This window comes from Lysobacter enzymogenes (genome assembly GCF_900106525.1).
In the GTDB taxonomy this organism is placed as follows: domain Bacteria; phylum Pseudomonadota; class Gammaproteobacteria; order Xanthomonadales; family Xanthomonadaceae; genus Lysobacter; species Lysobacter enzymogenes.
On record NZ_FNOG01000004.1, the window covers coordinates 423694 to 444773 of the forward strand.

The window sequence follows — 21080 nt, forward strand, 5'->3', positions numbered from 1 at the left end:
GCGGGAGAACATTCCTGCATCGCCCCGACCCGATGCCCGGCCGCGTGCGCTTCGACGAGGGTAGGCCATGGTACACACTCGCTGCCCTCCTTCCGGACGCGCTGTTGTGGCGAGGCCGAGCGGTTTAAACCCTCCCGCCATTGGCTACATCCACCCACCGGGCTGGTCACAGGCATCGCCCGGCCAGCGTCTTGAACCTCACCTCACCGGCGCCTTCGCCACAGGGACTTGCATGCCGTCCGTAAAACTCCGCGTCACCGCGCTCATCGCCGCGGTGCTGATGTCGTTGCCGTGTGCCGCGCTCGCCGCCACCTCGTTGCGCGAGGCCAACGAACTCACCCGACGGTTCGTGCAGCAGACCATGACCGAGCAGCGGATTCCCGGCCTGCAAGTGGCCGTCATCAAGGACGGTCGGGGCGTGCTGTCCGAGCGTTATGGCTACGCCAACGTCGAGAACAAGGTGCCGGTGACGGCCACCACCCGCTTCCCCATCAACTCCGCCACCAAGGCCTTCACCGGCGTCGCGATGATGCAGCTCGCGCAAGCCGGGCGCGTGGATCTCGACGCGCCGGTTTCGCGTTATCTGGACGACCTGCCCGCAGCGTGGCGGGCGATCCGCGTGCGTCAGTTGCTCGGGCATACCTCCGGGCTGCCCGACATCGTCGATCAGAACGGTTCGATCGGCGCCGGCCCCGAGGCGGCGGCGTGGCAGGCGGTCAAGGCGCGGCCGCTGGAGGCGCCCATCGGCGAGCGCTTCGCCTACAACCAGACCAACTACGGCCTGTTGGCGCAGATCATCGTCAAGCAGACGCAGATGCCCTACGAGCAGTATCTGGCGCAGCGCCAGTTCGCCGTGGTCGGCATGCCGCTGACGACCTTCGGCGACAGCTACGACCTGGTGGCCAACGCGGCGACGATCTACAGCCACTCGCCGCGCGGCACCTTGGCGAAGGACGACGGCAACCGCATGTCGCGTTGGATCTACGACATGCCCTACAGCCTGTGGGCCGGCGGCGGCATCCAGACCACGGCGGACGAGTTGTCGCGTTGGCTCATCGCGCTGTCGAACGGCCGGCTGATCGACCAAGCCCATCTGTAGCGCATGTGGACGCCGGAGAAAGTAAACAGCGGCGCCGACGGCGCCTGGGGCGCCGGCTGGCCGGTGCTGCGCGCCGCACCGCCGCGGCAAGTGGCCGGCATCGGTGGTGCGCGCGCGGCGTTCGTGGTCTATCCGGACGATGGGTTGGCGGTTGTGGTGTTGACCAATCTTGCGGGGGCGAATCCGCAGCGGTTTATTCCGAAGATTGCGGAGTTCTATGTGCCGTTGAAGCCGGCCGCTTCGCGCTAAAGGGCTTGGCTGCACATGGGGCGTGCCGCGTTTTCAGTTCGTGCGGCCCATCGGCACACCTGAACGTCACACATAAAAAGCCCGCCTGCAAAAAGCGGGCGCGCCGCTGAGATCGTGGTCATATCCTGGCGTCGTCGGCGCCTGCGCTGCTTGACCCTCGGCGGAGGCTCTTCCACGATGAGCCGCGAGTGCGCTGCTCGTTTGGCCCTGAGCCGAAGCGCACATGGAGACGTGAATGCCCATGCTCCCTTGCCACTTCTTGGCGACGAGACGGCCCACTGGGGCCCGTGTGCTCGCTGCCTGCGCATGCGCCACCACGGCCACGGACCCAATGTCGGAACCGACCAGCCCAGCAGAGGACGGCAGCGGCTCATGACCTTGCATCGCTGGCCCCACATCGGTTTATTCGCTTGCCTCGCACTCGCAGGCTGCGCGCGCCCTGACCAAGCTTCTGCTGAGCAGGAAAAGGAAGTCCCCGTGGCCGAAGCTCAACCGTCCTCCGGTGAAATCGCTGCGCGAGAAGTCGCTGAGCAGTTGGACCGCATCGCCGATGAGGCGCCCCACCCCTCTTCTCATACGGTCCCTGTTGACGCTCCGGTCACTCCACCGCCACCCGGACCGCTCTTGGCTTCCAGCGATCTGATCGACCGCACCACTCGCTTGATCGCGAGTTTGAAATCCAGCCAAGACTTGGCGCCCGAGCGGGTGGCGGCCGTGACCGGCCTTGCCCTCGGCAAGAGCGCCGAGCACCCGGACGGTCGAGGTTGGACCGTGCGAGGACGCTTGTCTGACGGGGGCGAGTATTCCCTGGATGTGGACGCGTTGTATCTCGACACTCCCAACGACTGGACCGTCTCGATCACAGGCTTTGGTGAGGCCGGGAGCGGCTCGCATACTTCAGCGAAGTCCCAGTGTTCGTTCTCGCAGGAAACCCTCAAACGCCACGTTACGGCGCTGGGCTATTCGGCCAACGAGGGATGGTCGGACCGAGCGGGGCGTGAGCGATCGACCTACGTCAAACGCATCCCAGGCCTCTCCTTCTCGGTGACCGCTCTTGTCCATCGGGTTGGTGCGTCGGATAACAATCCGGGCGAAGCGTGCGTCGGCAACTTGCGTATCGAAGCCGACACCAAGGGGCGCTGAGGTGGCGGAGGTTCGATCCGACATCGGGCCGCTCATCGACGAACTGGCTCGGCAAAAAAATCTCCCGCCCTCGGCAGTGGCCGATATCGAAGCCACCATCGCCAGTTCGCCCTACTTGGCCAACGTCATGGGTGCGGCTATCGCCAATGGCAGCCTCAAACATCTGGGCATGACGGACGAGCCCCATCAATCAGGGCACTACGATCCAGGCACCGGCACGGTCCATCTCAATCGCAGCAACTTCGATCCGGCACGCTTCGACAAAGCGGAGGTTCGCCAGAGCAACTTGGCGGTGGTGATCGGCCATGAAACCGGTCACGCACTGCTGGCGGAGGCTGGACGGCTTGAGCGTTATCAGCTCTTGTTCGATGCGACCCATGCGATTCGAGACGCGTCCAGAGACTTCGAGTCCGCTGACCTCACCGCTCCCGTCCAACGTTAGGTCGCGTTCGAGCGGCGCAACGAGGCCATGGCGGAGCTGATTGGAATGAACGCCCTGGCGAGCCGGGCCACCCACGGCGGGCAGGAGCCATTCAACCGCGACGCGTTCGCCAAGCTCGCGGCTACTTCAACTCCGTGCGTGGATGGCGACAACAAGCTCTACGACGGCCTCAAGCTGTCTCCCGACGGCATTCAGCGCATCGGCAAGTTCCAACCCAGCCCAGCGCTGGAAGCGGTGGCCCAGTGCTACACGGACACGTCTGCCACGCTTGGCCCTCAAGGCAAATCCAGCTATCGGGATCAGGCCGGGGCGTATGCCATGAGCACCGTGTCCCAGGCACTGGCCGATTACGCCAAGAACACGATGATGCATGTCCCGCAGATCGAGCTGGACATGGCGGCGCTCAAACTGGACCCACGCCGGATAGAACGGTTCGGCGTGGACCTCGGCGGCCCCGGGCGCCAACTGCATTACGTCGACACCAGCGACGGCAGGCACGCGCAAGAAAGCATCTCGCACACTCGATCTATCAGCGGTCACGTCTCGCACCGGCAGGATGCCCCTGTTGTAGAGGCAACAACATCGGCGTTGCGAGCCGACCAGCCGGAACATCCCGACCACCCAGCCTTCGAGATGTTCCACCGCGCCGCGCTGGCCGACGGCCGCTGGAGTCAAGCCGAGGCCCGCAACCTCGCCTCAGCGGGCTTGGCGGCGGTGAAGGCAGACCCGACCGTAGGGGCGAACCTCACCGGCGTCGTGATCGGCCAGGCGGCGGATGGAGGCACGAGCCTGATTGGGTATGCGTCCCCGCATGGACCGGCCGGTCCGCACCATCACCTCGGGATCGACGCCAGCAACGCGGCTCAGGTGCCTGCGCACAAGAGCCTGGAACGGGTGGAGCAACTCAACCAGCAGCAGGCCCAACAGCAAGCTCAGGCCCAAACCCTGGGCATGGACGGGCCGTCCCAGGGCGGACCGAAGATGGCCTTCTAGGGCACTCGTCAGAACCGTGGCTGGGTTCTGATGTATCGAGCCGGGCGGCCGGTCGGGTGCTAATGTGCGTTTCCGACCCAATCGGCGACCGGTGAGCACGCATGTACTTGAACGTCAGCGACATCCGGCAGACGGCAAGCGGCGGAAGCTACGTCGTCATCTACGATGCAGACATCGAGCTAAGCGACGCCCCTCTCATCGAAGTCGAAGTGGTCGCGACCGAGCCGGCTGACGCTGATCCGCAATGGGTCGAGGCGGCTCGCTTGGCGATTCTCGAGGGCGCAAGCACCGTATTGAATCCGATAGGACAAGGTGCGTTCGTTCGCGTGCATCGGCTGGTGGTTCACCCGACGGATTTCCGCCCAAACCACTTTGCGCGCTGCACCGCTCTGGAGCTCGGGCGTGCTCTGGCGCGATTGGCTTAAGGGCATTCAACGAATGCCGTGAGCGGCAACGTCGCGACTCCTTGCAGCCTGTGGCCCGGCGGTGGCCCAAACCATCGCTGGCGATGGCCGCCACGCGTCCGCGCCGGCAACGCCCTCACTCCAACGCAAGCTCGCGCCGCAACGCCGCAACGTACGCCCGGCCCACGGACAGCTCCGCACCGTCGCTCAGCACCACCCAATAGCGGCTGCCCGAGCCGGCGTGCAGGCTGCGGATGTGGCGCAGGTTGACCAGGTACGAGCGGTGGCAGCGCACGAAGTCGGGCGGCAGCAGGCCGGTCAGGGCGGCCAGGGATTTGTCGTGCAGTTCGCTGCGGCCGTCGCGCAGGCGCAGTTGGCTGTAGTCGCCGTCCGCGCGGATCCACACCACGTCGGCCAGTTCGACCAGCGCGGTGCCTTGCGCGCGCCAGATGCCGAGGTAGCGGGCTTGGCCGCTGCGGTAGCGGCCGGCATCGAGCAGGCGTTCGAGCGCTTGGCTCAGGCGCTCGCGCGAGAACGGTTTGGGCACGAAATCCAGCACGCCGTGTTCGAAGGCCTGCAGCGCGCGTTCGCGATGGGCCGAGACCACGACGCAGTGGTAGCGTCCGGCCACCGCGCGCCGTAGCAGTTCGAAGCCGTCCTCGCCTTCCAGGTTGAGGTCCAGCAACAGGCCATCGTAGACGTTGCGCTGCAGTCGGTCGCCGGCCGCTTCCAAGTCCGCGACCGCGTCGAAACGGGCGCGCGCGCCGGCCAGTTCTGCGCTCAGGCGCAGCAGGCGCTGGCGCACCAGCGGTTCGTCCTCGACGATCAGGATGCGCATGTCAGCTCGATCCGGCCGCACCAGTCGGCGCCGTCGGCGCCTTGGTCGAAGCGCCAGCGGTCGGGATAGGCAGTGGCCAGGCTGGCCTCGATATAGCGCGTGCCGGTGCCGCGGCCGCGGTGCGGCGCCGATCCGCGCGCGCTGCGCAACTCCAGGGTCCAGCGCTCGTTCTGGCGGCGCACGCGCAAGCGGAACGGCCGCTGCGCGCAAGCGCTGGCGCCGGCGTGGGTCAGCGCGTTCTCGATCTGCGCGTGCAGGATGCCGGGCGGCAGCGACAGCCGGGTGTCGTCGGCGTCGACCTCCAGCGACAAGGGCTGATCCGAGGCCAGGCCGACGATGTCCAGGTGGTTGCGGCACAAGGCCAGTTCGTCCTCCAGCGCCACGCTGGGGCGGGTGCTGCTGTCGCGCAGCCGGTCGAACTGCTCGGCCAGCGACTCGACCAGACGGCTGGCCCGCGGCGGCGCTTGTTCGATCAACTCTTGCAGGCAGGTCAAGGTGTTCATGAGCCAGTGCGGGTGGATGCCCCGTTGCAGCAGTTGCAGCGAGAGCTGGGCGCGCTCTTCGCGCAGGGTCGCGTTGTGGCGGTCCAAAGCGCGCAGCTGCGCCGCGTGGCGAATCAGCAAGAAGCCCATCAGCACCGCCAGCAGCAGGAAATACGGGCCGTCGAGGAAGGCGTTGCGCGCGACCGCCATCGCCAGCATGCCGGCGATCGACAGCGCCAGGATCGGCGTGCGTTCCTCCGCCGCGCCTCGGGCGCGCGCCAGCACCGCCGCCGAGGCGAGCAGGCTCAGCAGCAGCACCGCCGCCGAACGCGCATCGAAGCTGGGCACGAACGCGGCCAGCGCGACGAGCGTCGCCAGATAGGCGACACGCGCGGCAACGGGCACGGCGACGCCGAAGTGACGCGCGAGGTAGGCCGGCAGCAGCGCCGCTGCCGCCAGGTGCAGCGCCAACAGAAGCAGCAAGCGCGGCGCGTGCCAGGGATAGGCATAGCCCAGCAGCGGGCGCCAGGCTTCGACGACCGGCAGCGCCAGCCCGACCGCGCACAGTGCGAGCAGCAAGCGCGCGCCGGGCGTGCGCGGGCGGCCGCGCTGGGCCGCCAGGAAGTAAAGACACGCCGCCGCCAGCGCGCCGGTGGCGAAGGCGGCGATCAGCCAGGGCCGCAGAACTTGGCCGTAGAGCATTTGCGCTGGCGCGACCACGGCGATGGCGTCCGCGCTGCGCAGATACCCGCTGCGATAGTGGCTGGACGCGAGCACCAGCAGTTCGTCCGTCCCGGCGGCGGCGGAGGGCGGCAGCGCGCGGACGATGTCGATGCGGCCCGGGCGTTCCTGCGCGGCGGTGCGGCCGACGACGCCATTGCCCGCCAACGGGCGTCCGTTCCAGTACAGCCGGCTGGCGCCGCGCAGCGACACACGCAGCGCGCGGTCGTCCGGGTCCTGCGTCGCGGGCGCGGGCGAGCGCCAGCGCAGCCAGTAGGGGCCGCGCCAACCGGCCAGTACGCGCTGATCGAGCGGGCGCCACTGCGCGTCGGCGGGCGGGCGCGCCGGCAAGGCGCCGGAGGCTGCCTGCGTCGCGGGCGCCATTTCTCCGGTCAGCAACCGCACGGCCGTCATGTCGGGCGTCGCGGCGAGCAGCCACGCGGCGACGGCGACGAACAGGACGACGATGACGGCCAAGCCGCGTGGGATCTGCATGCCCGCATCTTATCGGCTGCGCGGAGACGCTGGACCGCCGTTTGGAGCGGTTCGGCGGACGGACGCGGCCGGTACGCCGCGGCCAGGGAGAAGCTGGACGCCGTGGCCGCTGGGCTCGTCGCAAAGACGCGAAGCGCCCGGCCACGTTCAGACCTTCTCTCAACCGGAGCGCGCTATGTCGAGCCAATCGTTTTTCGTTTCAAGCCGTCGCGGCCGGCCCTTGCATCGGGCCGCGCGCTGGGCGGCGCTGTGCATCGCCCTCGCCTGCACGGCGCCGGCGCTGGCCGGCGACGCGCGCAAGCCGCTGGCGTTCGCGCCGTATGCGATGCAGACCAAGGGCAACGGTACGATCGCGACTGAGGAAGCGTTTATCGAGGTGCCGCGCCGGCACAGCGAGCCCGACGGGCCGCGCATCCGTCTGCGCGTGGTGCGCCTGCCCGCGACCGGCGGCGACGGCCGCGCCGCGCCGGTGGTCTATCTCGCCGGCGGCCCGGGCGGCTCCGGTTTCGGCACCGCGCTCGGGCCGCGCTGGCCGGTGTTCGACCGCATCCGCCGCGAGACCGATGTGTTGCTGCTCGATCAGCGCGGCACGGACTTCTCGGAAATGCCGCCGGAGTGCACCCAGCAGCATCGCTTCGACGACGCGCAACCCTTGCAACGCGAGGCCGCGCTGACCGCGCTGCGCGCGACCGCGGTGACGTGCATCGCGCAGTGGCGCAAGGCCGGCGTCGATCTGGCTGCCTACACCACGGTCGAGAGCGCCGACGATATCGACGCGCTGCGGCGCGCGATGGGCCTCAAGCGCATCAGCCTGTGGGGAATGAGCTACGGCACGCATCTGGCGTTGGCCACCGTGCGCCGGCACGGCGCGAGCCTGGAGCGCGTGGTGCTGATGGGGACCGAGGGGCCGGACGACACGATCAAGTTGCCGCTGGCCGCGGACGCCTTGTTGGCGGATCTGGCCGTCGTCGCCAAGAAGGACGGCTTCGACGATATGCAGGGATCGGCCCGGCGCGTGCTCGAAGCGCTGCGCCGTCAGCCCGTCCAGGGCAGCAGCCCGATGCACGACGGCAGGAAAGTCGTGATCGGCGAATTCGACGCTCAGTTGGCGATCGCCAACGCGCTGGGCCGGCGCTCTTCCCAGCGCATGCTGCCGCTGCTGTTGCGCGACGCCGAACGCGGCGACTACAGCCTGCTGGCGGGCTTCGTGCTGATGATGCGCGAGGGGCTCGGGGTCCGCGCGATGCCGCTGGCGATGGACGTGGCCTCCGGCCAGAGCCCGCAGCGTCGCGCCCTGGTCGAGGCGCAGGCGCGCGAAAGCCTGTTCGGCGACGCCTTGAACTTCCCGTTCCCGCAGCTCGCCGACGGCCTGGGGCTGGTCGACCTGGGCGAGGCGTTCCGCGCGCCGCTGCGCAGCAAGGTGCCGGTGCTTTTCGTCAGCGGCACGCTCGACGGACGCACGCCGCGCGCCAATGCGCAGGCGCTGTTGCCCGGCTTCCGCCAGGGCCGGGAACTGCTGGTTCGCGGCGCCAGCCACGACAACGAGCTGTGGCTGGGCCACCCGGGCATCGCCGAGAACATCGCCGATTTCCTAGCCGGCCGGCCGGTCAAGGACGAAGCGCTGGACGTGCCGTTGCCAGTGTTCGTCAAGAACAAGTCCGAGCTGTAGTCGCCTAAGATAGCCGGCCACACACGGTTCCTGGATTCGGTCGATGCCGGTTCGCGACGACAACGCAGACGGCGAGTGGAGCGTTGAGGCCGTTCAATCGCGCTACCTGGCGCACTGCGCCCGATTGAACCTCCCCTCGCCCCGCCCGCTCCAGCCCAGGACGCATCGCAACGCCAACGGCGTCTGGGCGGAGCCGATCCTGCAGACCGTCATCGACGGCATCAAAGCCGGCGATGCGGCCTGCGTGGCGCTCGGCGTCGAGCTCATCGAGCAAGACCGCAAGTTTCCGTTCGGCCGCATCCTCAAGAGCAATGCCGCGCGGGCGCTGCGCAGCGCCGAGTTGCCGGACGCGCTGAAGCAGCGCGTCCGGCACCGGGTGGCGAACATGCTGGCGGCCGGCAATACGCCGCACGAGTTCAAGGAATATGCGCGTCTGCTGCGCAAGGTGGGGTTCGACGAGGAGTGGCCGCGGATGGCTGCGTCGCCGCCCAGCGCGAACAAGTACGCGATGCGTCACTTTGCGTATTTCCGCGCGGTGCAGGAACGGGCGCCCGGGTTCTTTCCGCGCGGGCGTTGAACGTTGGCGCGCGTCCGGCGTCTTTAGCGCTCGGCGCACTGCATCCGGCGCGAGCTGGAAGGTTCGCGGTCGCGGCTTGCGCCGCTCCTACATGTAGGGCGGCGCGAGGTTACGCGTGCGGCGGGAGGGCCGTTCTTCGGCTTGGTCATCGCAAGGGGATCGGCTTTTCTTGCCCTCAAGTGCAGCCATCGCGTTCCGGCCTGCGACGCATGCGACGTCGCGCAGGTTTCCAAATCCGTAAGCGCGGGCCGCGTTTTTTCGATCCGATCAACCCCTCTGCGCGCCCGATCACGCGCGATCTGAGCAATCGCGAAGGCGGCTTGCCGCTGCCGCGACGGCGCCGTTGAATCCGCGTGTGCCGCGCGGCGACTGCTCGCCAGACCGCGGCATCGCGACGCGGGGCGCTCTCTCCGCTCCCGCGGTCGCGCCCTGCGAACCCTACGGAAAGGAAACCTCATGAGCACCTCGAATCTGGGCACGATCAAGCGCACCTGGTTGGCTTCGCTGTTGGTGCCGCTGGCCTTGGCCCTGCCGTTGCAGTCGGTGCAGGCGCAGTCGTTCACCACCCTGCGCACGTGGCCGGCCGGGTCGTTCGCCACCGGCTGGACGACCATCGTCGATACGCCCAACGGCCTGCTGTACTACAACGCGCAAAACGGCGCCGGTTCGGTCGGCCGGATCGACAGCACCGGCAATCACGTCACCATCCGCAGCTATCCGGCCGGCTCGTTCGCCACCGGTTGGACCAGCATCGTCTCTACACCCAACGGGTTGCTCTTCTACAACGCGCAGACCGGCGCCGGCGCGATCGGCCGGCTCGACAGCGCCGGCAACCACACCACGCTCGCCACCTATCCCAACGGCGCCTTCGCGCTGGGGTGGAATCGCGTGGTGTATTCGCCCAACGGCGTCTTGTTCTACAACCCGGCCAACGGCGCCGGCGCGACCGGGCGGGTGAACTGATCGCTGCGCATCGATGGACATCCACTTTCAGGAGAAGATCGCCATGAAGTCTCTGTTCGCCGTATCGGTCGTCGTGTGCGCTGTCGTTGCTTCGCTCGCGCCGGCCCATGCCGGCTTCAAGCAGTACGTCGCCGTCGACGTGGGCACCAACTACGCCGAAGGCAGTGTCGGCTACGCCCGCAACAGCACCGACACTCGCCAGAGCATCGGTTGCACGGTGTACGCCACCTCGGGCGTGGCGTCGCTGTCGGCCATGTGCTCGGCCGCCAATGCGTTCGGCGCGCGCGCCACCTGCACCACCACCGAGGCGCCGCTGGTGTCGGCGGCGCAATCGGCCAAGGGCGATTCGTATATCCACTTCATGTTCGATGCCGCCAAGAAGTGCACGGAAATCTGGGTCGACAACGACTCCAGCTACGAGCCCAAGAAGCCCTGAGCCGCGCGCGACCGGCGGGCGGCGGCGCGGTTTTCGGTCTGGAGCGTTGTGCGAACGCGACGGCCCGCATTGGCCGTCGCGTTCTTGTTTGCGCCGCGGGTGGACGCCCTCGTTTGCGCGGCTGCGTCGCCGCAGGCCGGCGTGTGCGAAGGAGTATGCTGGGCGACGGTTCCTCCCGCCTATGGACGCAATGGATCGTTCGCACGACGACGCTTGGTATTTCGAACCGCTCGGCGCGTTGCGTTTCGCGCCTAGCGGCCATGTAGGCGGCGGCTGGAACCCGCGCGAGCAGCACATCGCGCCGGCGTTCGGCTTGCTGACGCATCTGCTCGAACGGCATCGCGAGCAACGCGGCGGCGGCGATCTCGCGCTCGGCCGGCTGAGCTTCGATATTCACGGCGTGCTGCCGATGGAGGCGTTCGAGGTCGAACTGGACGTCGTTCGGCCCGGCCGCACCATCGAGTTGGTGGAAGCGCGCATCGTGCACGGCGGGCGGACCGCGGTGGTGCTGCGCGCGTGGTGGCTGGCGCGTACCGACAGCGCCGCTTTGGCCGGAACGCCCCAATCGCCGCTTCCACCGCCGGAGGCGCTGCCATCGTGGGATTTCGGCAGCGTCTGGCCCGGCGGCTTCGTCCGCAGCGTGCGCACGCGGCGGCGCGAGCAGGCGCCGGGGCAGTGCGTGTTCTGGGTCGATACGGACGTGGCCTTGCTGAAGGGCGAAACGGTGAGCCCGACCGCACGGCTGATGGGGCTGGTCGATATCGCCAACGGCGCGACGCCGCGGGTTTCGCCGGAACGGGCGCTGTATCCGAATCTCGACCTCACCGCGCATCTGCTGCGCGCGCCGGTCGGGCCGTGGGTGGGGTTCGATACGTCGGTGAGTTTCGGGCCCGGAGGCGTGGGGCTGACTCACAGTTGGATCCACGACCGCGAGGGTGTGGTCGGAGTGGTCAGTCAGTGTCTGACGGTGCGGCCGGTGGCTGGGGCTTGAGCGGTGCGGGTTGACCGATGGCGGCTTGCGTGAGCTTTCGTTCGCGCGTGTAAGCCCGCGGTCGCGACTTGCGTCGCTCCTACAGGGCTAGCCCGATGATTGCGCGGATGGGTTGCCCCCTGTAGGAGCGGCGCGAGCCGCGACCGCGAATTCCGGCGTGCGGCGCAAGCTGGCGACCCCGCGGTCGCGACTTGCGTCGCTCCTACAGGGGCCCAGGGCGGTGCGTGGGGCTCAGCGATTCAGGGATTCGGGGTGGCGGACTTGCCCTGCCCCGCGCACGACGAAGCGTTCGATGGTCAGCGATTCCACGCCCATCGGGCCGTAGGCGTGCAGGCGGGTGGTGGAAATGCCGATCTCGGCGCCGAGGCCGAGTTGGCCGCCGTCGTTGAAGCGCGAGGAGGCGTTGACCATCACCGCGGAGCTGCGGGTGCGGCGGACGAAGGCGTCGGCGGTCGCGGGGTCTTCGCTGGCGATCACTTCGGTGTGGTCGGAGCCGTAACGGGCGATGTGCGCCAGTGCGGCGTCGAGGTCGTCGACGACGCGGGCGGCGATGATGAGGTCGAGGTATTCGGCGGGGTAGTCGCTGTCGTCGGCGGCGGCTACGTCGATGCCGCTGTCGCTCGCCAAGGCACGGATGCGCTCGCAGCCGCGCACTTGCACGCCGCGGCCGGACAGCGCCGCGAGCGCGCGCGGCACGAAGGCGGGCGCGATGTCCTGGTGCACCAGCAAGGTTTCCAGCGCGTTGCACACGCCGGGGCGCGAGGCCTTGCCGTCCACCAGCAGGTTCAGCGCGAGATCGAGATCGGCGGCACGGTCCACGTAAAGATGGCAGACGCCTTTGTAGTGCTTGATCACCGGCACGCGCGCGTGTTCGGCTACGAAGCGGATCAGGCTTTCGCCGCCGCGCGGGATGGCCAGGTCGATCAGGTCGGACAGTTGCAGCAGTTCCAGCACGTGTTCGCGCGCGGTGTCTTCGATCAACGACACCGCGGCCTCCGGCAGGCCGCGTTCGCGCAGTGCGGCATGCAGGGCGGCGGCGATGGCGGCGTTGCTGGCGCGCGCTTCCGAACCGCCACGCAGCAGCACGGCGTTGCCGGCCTTCAGGCACAGCGCGGCGGCGTCGGCGGTCACGTTGGGGCGCGATTCGTAGATCATCGCGATCAGGCCCAGCGGCACGCGCTGGCGTTCGATGGTCAGGCCGTTGGCGCGGGTTTCGCTGCGGGTGACGCCGTCGAGCGGGTCGGGCTGCGCGGCCACTTCGCGCAGGGCAGCGGCGATGGCGGCCAGACGCGGCGGGTCCAGGCGCAGGCGGTCGAGCATGGCGGCGCTGAGGCCGCCGGCTTCGCCGCGGGCAACGTCCTCGGCGTTGGCGGCGAGGATGGCTTCGCGCTGCGCGTCGAGTTGGCCGGCCATGGCTGCGATCAGCGCGGCGCGTTCGGCGCCGTCGAGCGCGGCCAGGGTCAGCGAGGCCGCGCGCGCGCGTTCGGCGAGAGTGCGTACGTAACCGCTCATTGCGCTGCCTCTTGGCTGTTCGATTCGAAAGTCGCGGATTCGATGGCGGCTACCGGCGCGGATGCGGCCGCCTTGTCGCCGATCATCACCAGATCGTCGCGATGCACGACCGATTCGCCATAACCGAAGCCCAGCACGGCCTCGATATCGCGGCTGTGCCGGCCCTTGATGCGCACCAGTTCGCCGGCGCTGTACTGCACCAGCCCGCGCCCCACCGCGTCGTCGCCTTCGGCCACGCGCAACTCGACCACGTCGCCGCGACGGAACTCGCCCTGCACCGCGACCACGCCGCCGGGCAGCAGCGAGGCGCCGCGCACGCGCAAGGCGTTGGCGGCGCCGGCGTCGATCAACAGGCTGCCGCTGGCCGGGGCGTGGCGCAGCCATTGCTTGCGCGCGCGCAGACGGTCGCTCTGCGCGGACACCAAGGTGCCGTGCAGGCGGCCCTGCGCCAACGCATCCACTACATCGCTGTCGCGCCCGCAGAACAGCGCGGTGGCGACGCCGGCGGTGGCGGCCTTGGCCGCGGCTTCGAGCTTGGTGCGCATGCCGCCGGTGCCGAGCGCGCCGGCGCCGCCGCTGGCGGCGAGCAACAGCTCGGGCGTGACCGCGGCGACGCGCTCGATCGGCCGCGCGCTCGGGTCGCGCTGCGGATGCCCGCTGTAGAGCCCGCCGATGTCGGTGGCGATCAGCAGCAGGTCGGCATCGACCAGCGAGGCCACCGCCGCGGCGAGGTTGTCGTTGTCGCCGAGCTTGAGCTCATCGACGGCGACGGTGTCGTTTTCGTTGATGACCGGCAGCGTGCCCAGCCGCAGCAGCTCGCGCAGCGAGGCGCGTGCGTTGAGGTAGCGGCGGCGGTTGCGCAGGTCGTCGTGGGTCAGCAGCACCTGCGCGACCGGCACGCTGGACAGTTGCTGCCAGAACGCGATCAGCGAGGCCTGGCCGAGCGAGGCCAGCGCCTGCCGCAGCACCAGCCCGTCGCCGCCGGCCTGGATCCGGCTGCGCCCGGCGGCGACCGCGCCGGACGACACCAGCACCACTTCGCGCTGTTGTTCGCGCGCGCTTTCGATGAAGCGCGCCAGGCCCGCGGCATAGCGCGGGTCGAGCCCGCCGCCGTCGAAGCCGGCCAGCAGGCTGCTGCCGACCTTGAGCACGGCGCGGCGCCAGGACGGCAAAGGCTGCGCGGCGAAGTCCTTTGCCGTCGCGCTCATGTGAGTTCCTTCAAGCGCGCCTGCAACACGTCCAGGCGCAGATCGGCGGCGGCGCCGGGCGAGACGCGCGCGGCCAGGCTGGCTTCCGGGTCGCCCTGGGCCCAGCGCGCCGGGTCGGCGGCCTGCTTGTAGGCGTCGCGGAACGGCAGGCCTTGGCGGGCCAGATCGACGGCGAGGTCGGTGGCGTACATCGACGGGTCGAGCGCGGCGCGCATCGCCTGCGGCTTCCATTCCAGGTTGCGCAGCAGGTCGGGCAGCAGTTCCAGCGCGCCCAGGCCGCGGCCGAAGGCGTGGAAGATCGCGCCCTTGGAGAACTGCAGATCGCGGTGGTAGCCCGAGGGCAGCGACAGCAGGTGTTCGATTTCCGCGCGCGCGGCCGCAGCGGCGGCGTAGCTGGCGCGCATGAGTTCGATCACATCCGGGTTGCGCTTGTTCGGCATGATCGAGCTGCCGGTGGTGTACTCGGCCGGCAGCGCGACGAAGCCGAATTCGGCGCTGGTGAACAGGCTCAGGTCCCAGGCCAGCCGGCGCAGGTCGAGCAAGGCGGTGGACAGCGCGTCGATCGCGCCGAGTTCGAACTTGCCGCGCGAGAGCTGCGCATAAGCGGCGGAGACCTGCATGCGGCCGAAGCCGAGCGCGGCGGTGGTGTGGTCGCGCGCCAGCGGCAGGTTGACGCCGTAGCCGGCGGCGCTGCCGAGCGGGTTGGCGTCGACCCAGTCCAGCGTCTGCCGCGCGCGCACCGCGTTGTCGATAAAACCTTCTGCCCAGGCCGCCCACCACATGCCGGCGCTGGAGACCACGGCGCGCTGCAGATGGGTATAGCCCGGCAGCGGCAGGTCGCGTTCGGCCGCGGCGCGCGCCAGCGCGACTTCGGCGGTCTCCACGCACAGCGCGTGCACGCGCGCCAGGCGGTCCTTGAGCCACAGGCGGGTGGCGACCAGGATCTGGTCGTTGCGGCTGCGGCCGGTGTGGATCTTGCGGCCGGCATCGCCGAGGCGTTCGATCAGGCGGCCTTCGATGGCCGAATGGCCGTCTTCGAAGCGCTCGTCGAGGACGAAGCGGCCGGCCTGGAAGTCTTCGGCCAACAGCTCGAGTTCGCGCGACAGGCCGTCGAGTTCCTCGGCGCTGAGGATGCCGATCTGCTGCAGGCCCTGCGCGTGCGCGCGGCTGGCCTGGATGTCGAACACGAAGAATTCGCGGTCCAGGATCACGTCCTCGCCGGCGAGGAAGTTCTGGATGCGCGCGTCGACCTTGACGCCGGGTTTTTGCCAAAGCAGATCGGACATGGGGGCGTTCGCTCGAATGCGGTCTGGAAAGACTCAGGAAGAAAGATGGTTGGCGATGTGGGCGACGGCGTCGTGTGGGGCCAGGCTCAGGCGCTCGCCGGTGGCGCGGCGCTTGAGCTCGACCGTGCCCTCGCCCAGGCCGCGGCGGCCGACGATGAGCTGCCACGGCAAGCCGAGCAGGTCCATGCGCGCGAACTTCACCCCGGCGCGCTCGTCGGTGTCGTCGTGCAGCGCGTCCAGGCCGAGGGCTTCGAGCGAGTTCTGGATGCCGGCGCAGACTTCGCCGACCTGCGCATCGCCGGGGTCGAGATCGACGATGCCGACGTTGAACGGCGCCACCGCGTCGGGCCAGACGATACCGGCGTCGTCGTGGCCGGCTTCGATGATCGCACCTAGCAAGCGCGACACGCCGATGCCGTAGGAGCCGCCGTGGATCGGCTTGTCGCTGCCGTCGGGGCCGGTCACCAGCGCCTTCATTGGTGCCGAATACTTGGTGCCGAAGTAGAACACCTGGCCGACTTCGATGCCGCGCGTCTGCACCCGGCGCTCGGCCGGCACTTCGCGTTCGAAGCGTTCGAAGTCGTGCACGTCCTCGGTGGCGGCGTAAGGCGCGGTCCACTGTTGGACGATCGGGTCGAGGTCGCCGTCGTAATCGACGCCGGCGCCGGGGATCGGCAGGTCGAGCACGGCCTTGTCGCAGTACACCGCCGATTCGCCGGTCTGCGCCAGCACCAGGAACTCGTGCGAGAGGTCGCCGCCGATGGGGCCGGTTTCCGCGCGCATCGGGATCGCGCGGATGCCCATGCGGGCGAAGGTGCGCAGGTAGGCGACGAACATGCGCTGGTAGGAACGGCGCGCGGACGCTTCGTCCAGGTCGAACGAGTACGCGTCCTTCATCAGGAACTCGCGCCCGCGCATCACCCCGAAGCGCGGGCGCTGCTCGTCGCGGAACTTCCATTGCACGTGGTAGAGGTTCAGCGGCAGCGCGCGATAGCTCTTGACGTTGGCGCGGAAGATCGCGGTGACCATGTCCTCGTTGGTGGGCCCGTACAGCAGCTCGCGCTCGTGGCGGTCGCGGATGCGCAGCATTTCCGGGCCGTAGGCGTCGTAGCGGCCGCTTTCGCGCCACAGGTCGGCCAGTTGCAGGGTCGGCATCAGCAGTTCGAGCGCGCCGGCGCGGTTCATTTCCTCGCGCACGATGGCTTCGATCTTACGCAGCGTGCGCAGGCCGGCCGGCAGCCACGAGTAGATGCCGGCGGCCTCTTGCCGGATCAGGCCGGCGCGCAGCATCAAACGGTGCGAGGCGATCTGCGCCTCGGCGGGGTTTTCTTTCAGGGTTGGCAACAGATAACGCGACAGACGCATGGCTTTACTCCGAACGCTGGGCCCAGACGTGGGCCGACGGTCTTACCGGGTGTCCCTTGCAGGCAAGGGCGCCTGGGCGACTCGGCCGGCCGTGGCCCGCATCGGGCTGGGCGCGTGCGGCGGCCGGGCGAATCCCCTGCCCCTTTGCGCGCAAAGGGGCGGCGTAAGCGTCACGGTCGCGGTCGCGGGTGGGCGTCGATGCCGCTGAGTTCGTCGTAGCCGAAGGCCAGGTTGAGGTTCTGCAGCGCCTGCGTCGCCGCGCCCTTGAGCAGGTTGTCGAGGGTGGAGACCACGACCACGCGGCGGCCGTCTTCCGACAGCGCGAAGCCGCCGACGTCGACGTGGTGTTGGCCGGCGATGGAGCTCACCCACGGCGCGTCTTCGGTCACCCGCACCAGCGGCTCGCCGTCGTAATGGCGGTGGTAGTGCTCGACCAGTTCCTCGCGGTCGAAGCGGCGCTCCAGATGCAGGTTCGAGGTGACGGTGAGGCCGCGGAAATGCGGCGCCACGTGCGGCATGAACTCGACCGGATGGCCGAGGTGGCGGGTCACTTCGCGCTCGTGCAGGTGCCCGGTCAGCGCGTAGGGCATCAGGTTGTCGCGCAGCTTGTCGGGGTCGTTCTTGTCCGAGGGCGTGGTGCCCGCGCCGGAGTAACCGGACACGCCGAAGCACTGCACCGGCCCTTCCAGCACGTTGAGCAGCGGCGCGATCGCCAGCTGCATGGCGCTGGCGTAGCAGCCGGGATTGCTGATCCGGCGCTGGCCGTGGAATTGCGCGCGGGTCAGTTCCGGCAGGCCGTAGTACCAACGGTCGTCGAAGCGGTAATCGGCCGACAGATCGATCACCACCGGATCGACGCCGACGGCGTCGAACGCCGCCACGCAGTCGGCGGCCTTGCCGTTGGGCAACGCCAGCACCACCGCGTCGGCGCCCAGGCCGGGCAGTTCTTCGTGGCTGGGCGAGCTGTAGCGCAGCTCGGGGTTCTTGGCCGCGTACTCGGGAATATGGTCGGCGAGCTTCTGCCCGGCCAGTTCGCGCGAGGACACGAAGGCCAGCTCGAACTGCGGATGCGCGGCGATCAGCCGGACCAGGTCGGCGCCGACGTGTCCGCGCGCGCCCACGATGCCAATGGTCTTAGCCATGCGCCGCTCCGTTGGAGTGCTGGTCGAGTTTGTACTGCAGGCTGCGCTTCACCGCCGGCCACTCCGTATCGATGATCGAAAACGCGACCGTGTCGCGCGGGCTGCCGTCGGCGTGGCGGCGATGGTTGCGCAGCACGCCGTCCTGCTTGGCGCCCAGGCGCGCGATCGCGGTGCGCGAGGCCAGGTTGAACCAGCTGGTTTCGAAGCCTACCGCAATGCAGCCCAGGGTTTCGAACGCGTGTCGCAGCAACAGCAGCTTGGCTTGTGTGTTCAGGCCGGTGCGCTGCACGCGCGGGGCGTAGAAGGTGTAGCCGATCTGGACGCGCGGGACCGCGGCGTCCATGTCGTAGTAGCGGGTGCTGCCGACTACCTCGCCGTGCGCGTCGAGCACGGCGAACGGCCAGGCCACGCCTTTGTCGCGCATCGCCAGGGCCGCATCGATGTAACCGTCCACGCGTTCGGGCGCCGGCACGTTGGTGTACCAGGCCTTGGCCAGCTCGCCGCCGGCCAGGGCCGCGCGCAAACCGTCGGCGTGGGCGTGGCTCAGCGGTTCCAGCGCTACGTGCTCGCCGCTCATGCGCGGTTGCGCGGTCCAGGCTGCGTTGCCCATCTCAGTCCTCCAGGGTCGGCGTGCGCCGGCCGGCGTACGCGACGCAGGCGGCGATCTCGTCGAAACCGTCCATGCCGTACCAGAACACCTTCCACTTCTCCTGCTTCAGGCAGCCGTCGGATTCGGAGTAATAGAACGGATTGACCGCGTTGCCGTGGCGCGAGCGCCAGAATACGCTCGGGTTCTGCTCGCGCATCACCTGCCAGACCGCGCGGCCGAGGCCTTCGCCTTGCGCGTCGTCGAGTACGGCGAACTTGTCCAGGTAGGTGCGGCCGTCGTCGGCTTCGATCAGCACGATGGCGGCGCGGTAGTTCTCGCTGACGTAGGCCTGCTTGAGCTTGGTGTTGTCGAAATAGCCGTCGACCAGCTTGCGGCCGAACGCCGAGTCGATCAGCCCGCGCAGGCGCACCAGATCCAGCTCGTCCCAGCGCGAGGCCTGCAGCACGCGTTCGCCGCGCCGCACCAGGGTGCCCGAGCCCTTATGGGTGAACAGTTCCTTGGCCAGCTCCGACGGCTTGGTGATCGACACCGACGAGGTCAGCGGCAGCTTGTCCAGCAAGTCCTTGATCTGCTCGATCTTGACCTTCATGCCGCCGTTGATCCACGGCTGCTGGATCAGGTGTTCGTACTCGGTCGACAGGTTGATCGAGTCGATCACCCGGCCGTTGTCGTCGAGCAGGCCGCCGGTGCCGGTCAGGAACACGATCTTGTACGGCTGCAGCACCTGCACCAGTTCGTTGGCGGCGAAGTCGGCGTTGACGTTGAGGATCTGCCCGCCGGCGGTTTCGCCGAGGCTGGCGATGACCGGAATCGAACCGGCCTGCAGGCTGGCTTCGATCGGCGCGAGGTTGACCTTCTTGACCTCGCCGACCAGGCCGTAGGTGTCGCGGTCGAGGTAGTCGGCTTCGAACACGCCGGAGATGATCGAGGTGGCGCGGCCGTCGCCGGACTGCAGCGCTTCGACCAGCTTGAGGTTCTGCGACTGGAACACCCGGCGCACGATCGCCAGCGCTTCGGGCGAGGTCACGCGCAGGCCGCCCACGGTCTGCTTGACGATGCCGGCGGCCGACAGTTCTTCGTCGAGCTGCGGGCCGGCGCCGTGGATGACGATGGGGGTGAGGCCCACGTCCTGCAGGAACGCCAGCGACGAGGTCAGCGCGGCCAGATCGTCGCGCAGCACCGCGCCGCCGACCTTGACCACGGCGAAACGCTTGGAATCGAGCTGCGAGAAGCGCTTGAGGTATTGCGAGATTTCCTTGGCCGAGGCCATGCTCGACAGCAGCCGCACAATGGTCTGGCGGGTCTGCAGGTGGTTGTCCATGGAAACGCTCATTGCGCCTTGCTCCCGATGATGCGCGCTACGCTCTGGGCGTAACGTTCGAGTTGTTCCAGCGCGACCCATTCGTCGGCGGTGTGGGCCTGGGCGATGTCGCCGGGGCCGTAGACGATGGCGGTCAGGCCGCCGGCCGAGAACAGCGAGGCTTCGGTCCAGAAGTCCACCGCGTTGCCGATCGGCAGGTTGAGCGCGTCGGCGAGGTCGCGCGCTTCCAGTCGGCGATCCTCGGCCTCGGCCACGCCGCCGGCCGGCAGCGGCGGGCCGCGGAAGGTTTCTTCGTAGCGCTCGATCGCGCCGGCGTCGGTGAGCGTGCCGAAGGTCTCGTGCAGGCCGTCGATGGACTGCGACGGCAGCGGGCGGAAACCGAAGCGCAGCTCGGCGCTGGGCGCGATCATGTTGGCCTTGATCCCGCCCTCGATGCGGCCGATGTTGAAGCGCAGTCCGGTCAGGCCGCCGAAGCGCTGGTGCGACTGCGCTTCGACGTAGTCCAGCGCCTTGCCGCCCCAGCGCACCGCCTGGTGCAGCGCGCTGGCCTGCATGGCGTTGGCGCCGGAGGCATGCCCGGCGACGCCGCGGAAGCGCAGCAGCACCGAGCTGATGCCGCGGTGGGCCAGCACCGCCTCGCACATGGTCGGCTCGGCGACGATGGCCTCGGTGAAACCGTGATTGGTGGCGAGGAAGCCGGCGATGCAGCGCGCGTCGTTGGCTTCTTCGTCGGTGGAGAACAGGAACGCCGCATCGCCGTCGGTGACGGCGGCCGCAGCCAGCAGGCCCGCGGCCGCGCCCTTGATGTCGCAGGCGCCCAGGCCGATGGCGCGATCCGCGCCGACGCGCAGCGTGTGCGGGTCCGCGCTCCAGGCTTCCGACGAGGGCACCGTGTCCAGGTGCACGTTGAACAGCCGGCGCGGGTTGCCGCGCACTGCCAGCATCGACACCGCGCCGGCGCCGAAGTCGGTCACCTCGATGCGGAAGCCGGGCAGCTGGCTGCGCAGGTAATCGAAAATGCCGCCGGTGCCGATGTCGCGCGGCGGGTTGCGGGTGTCGTAGGAGACCAGGGCGTGCAGGTGGTTTAGGACTTCGGGGAGCATGGTCGGCGGTTAGTTGGAGTCGGTCGGGGGCG

General features: G+C 69.0%; 19 protein-coding genes and 1 pseudogene. 10 read left to right on the forward strand and 10 right to left on the reverse strand.

Annotated elements, in window-relative coordinates:
• Positions 1 to 232 precede the first annotated feature (232 nt).
• The 5 genes and pseudogenes from BLU84_RS12720 (at position 233) to BLU84_RS12740 (ending at position 4351) form a co-directional block, all read left to right on the forward strand.
• Positions 233 to 1348 (forward strand): annotated as a pseudogene (locus BLU84_RS12720) (serine hydrolase domain-containing protein).
• A gap of 372 nt (positions 1349 to 1720) precedes the next feature.
• Positions 1721 to 2491, forward strand: coding sequence for a hypothetical protein (locus BLU84_RS26485; protein ID WP_139174970.1), 771 nt, complete (start codon positions 1721 to 1723; stop codon positions 2489 to 2491).
• Position 2492: 1 nt separating this feature from the next.
• The gene (locus BLU84_RS12730; RefSeq protein WP_074867367.1) at positions 2493 to 2933 is read left to right on the forward strand and encodes a zinc metalloprotease; all 441 of its coding nucleotides are present in this window, start codon (positions 2493 to 2495) and stop codon (positions 2931 to 2933) included.
• 45 nt (positions 2934 to 2978) lie between these two features.
• Positions 2979 to 3926 (forward strand): hypothetical protein, encoded by a 948-nt coding sequence (locus BLU84_RS12735; protein ID WP_139174971.1) that lies wholly within the window; start codon positions 2979 to 2981, stop codon positions 3924 to 3926.
• A 101-nt stretch (positions 3927 to 4027) separates the two neighbouring features.
• Positions 4028 to 4351, forward strand: a complete 324-nt coding sequence (locus BLU84_RS12740; RefSeq protein ID WP_074867372.1) for a hypothetical protein — start codon at positions 4028 to 4030, stop codon at positions 4349 to 4351.
• 115 nt (positions 4352 to 4466) lie between these two features.
• Here the strand turns inward: BLU84_RS12740 and BLU84_RS12745 are convergent, their stop codons facing one another.
• Together BLU84_RS12745 and BLU84_RS12750 are read right to left on the reverse strand one after the other, a co-directional pair.
• Positions 4467 to 5168, reverse strand: a complete 702-nt coding sequence (locus BLU84_RS12745) for a LytR/AlgR family response regulator transcription factor (protein WP_074867373.1) — start codon at positions 5166 to 5168, stop codon at positions 4467 to 4469.
• On the reverse strand, positions 5156 to 6865 hold the full coding sequence (locus BLU84_RS12750; RefSeq protein ID WP_074867375.1) for a histidine kinase: 1710 nt from the start codon (positions 6863 to 6865) through the stop codon (positions 5156 to 5158). Before BLU84_RS12750 ends, BLU84_RS12745 begins: the two co-directional genes overlap by 13 nt.
• Positions 6866 to 7040: 175 nt before the next feature.
• On the opposite strand from BLU84_RS12750, the gene BLU84_RS12755 reads away from it, so the two are divergent.
• From BLU84_RS12755 to BLU84_RS12775, 5 genes are all read left to right on the forward strand, one after another.
• Positions 7041 to 8534 carry an alpha/beta hydrolase gene (locus tag BLU84_RS12755; RefSeq protein WP_074867376.1) on the forward strand — a complete coding sequence of 498 codons (1494 nt, stop codon included), beginning with the start codon at positions 7041 to 7043 and terminating at the stop codon, positions 8532 to 8534.
• 43 nt (positions 8535 to 8577) lie between these two features.
• Complete coding sequence (locus BLU84_RS12760; protein WP_139174972.1) at positions 8578 to 9111, forward strand: hypothetical protein; 534 nt, start codon at positions 8578 to 8580, stop codon at positions 9109 to 9111.
• 456 nt (positions 9112 to 9567) lie between these two features.
• Positions 9568 to 10074, forward strand: coding sequence for a hypothetical protein (locus BLU84_RS12765; RefSeq protein ID WP_074867378.1), 507 nt, complete (start codon positions 9568 to 9570; stop codon positions 10072 to 10074).
• 43 nt (positions 10075 to 10117) lie between these two features.
• On the forward strand, positions 10118 to 10510 hold the full coding sequence (locus BLU84_RS12770; RefSeq protein WP_139174973.1) for a hypothetical protein: 393 nt from the start codon (positions 10118 to 10120) through the stop codon (positions 10508 to 10510).
• Positions 10511 to 10700: 190 nt separating this feature from the next.
• Positions 10701 to 11501: a thioesterase family protein gene (locus BLU84_RS12775; RefSeq protein WP_074867382.1), complete on the forward strand. Its 801-nt coding sequence runs from the start codon at positions 10701 to 10703 to the stop codon at positions 11499 to 11501.
• A 231-nt stretch (positions 11502 to 11732) separates the two neighbouring features.
• Here the strand turns inward: BLU84_RS12775 and BLU84_RS12780 are convergent, their stop codons facing one another.
• The 8 genes from BLU84_RS12780 to BLU84_RS12815 form a co-directional block, all read right to left on the reverse strand.
• On the reverse strand, positions 11733 to 13013 hold the full coding sequence (locus BLU84_RS12780; RefSeq protein ID WP_074867384.1) for a glutamate-5-semialdehyde dehydrogenase: 1281 nt from the start codon (positions 13011 to 13013) through the stop codon (positions 11733 to 11735).
• Positions 13010 to 14221, reverse strand: coding sequence for a glutamate 5-kinase (proB, locus tag BLU84_RS12785; RefSeq protein WP_074867386.1), 1212 nt, complete (start codon positions 14219 to 14221; stop codon positions 13010 to 13012). The genes BLU84_RS12780 and proB overlap by 4 nt, the downstream gene beginning before the upstream one ends.
• Positions 14218 to 15507 carry an argininosuccinate lyase gene (gene argH, locus BLU84_RS12790; protein ID WP_074867388.1) on the reverse strand — a complete coding sequence of 430 codons (1290 nt, stop codon included), beginning with the start codon at positions 15505 to 15507 and terminating at the stop codon, positions 14218 to 14220. The genes proB and argH overlap by 4 nt, the downstream gene beginning before the upstream one ends.
• A 33-nt stretch (positions 15508 to 15540) precedes the next feature.
• On the reverse strand, positions 15541 to 16872 hold the full coding sequence (proS, locus tag BLU84_RS12795; protein WP_074867390.1) for a proline--tRNA ligase: 1332 nt from the start codon (positions 16870 to 16872) through the stop codon (positions 15541 to 15543).
• A 170-nt stretch (positions 16873 to 17042) separates the two neighbouring features.
• Entirely contained in the window at positions 17043 to 18014 is a 972-nt protein-coding gene (argC, locus tag BLU84_RS12800) for an N-acetyl-gamma-glutamyl-phosphate reductase (RefSeq protein ID WP_074867392.1), read from the reverse strand.
• A complete protein-coding gene (locus BLU84_RS12805) occupies positions 18007 to 18624 on the reverse strand; it encodes a GNAT family N-acetyltransferase (protein ID WP_074867395.1) in 618 nt (205 codons plus the stop codon). The genes argC and BLU84_RS12805 overlap by 8 nt, the downstream gene beginning before the upstream one ends.
• 1 nt (position 18625) lies before the next feature.
• Entirely contained in the window at positions 18626 to 19957 is a 1332-nt protein-coding gene (locus tag BLU84_RS12810; RefSeq protein WP_074867398.1) for an acetylglutamate kinase, read from the reverse strand.
• Complete coding sequence (locus BLU84_RS12815; RefSeq protein WP_074867400.1) at positions 19954 to 21048, reverse strand: acetylornithine deacetylase; 1095 nt, start codon at positions 21046 to 21048, stop codon at positions 19954 to 19956. The genes BLU84_RS12810 and BLU84_RS12815 overlap by 4 nt, the downstream gene beginning before the upstream one ends.
• Positions 21049 to 21080 lie beyond the last annotated feature (32 nt).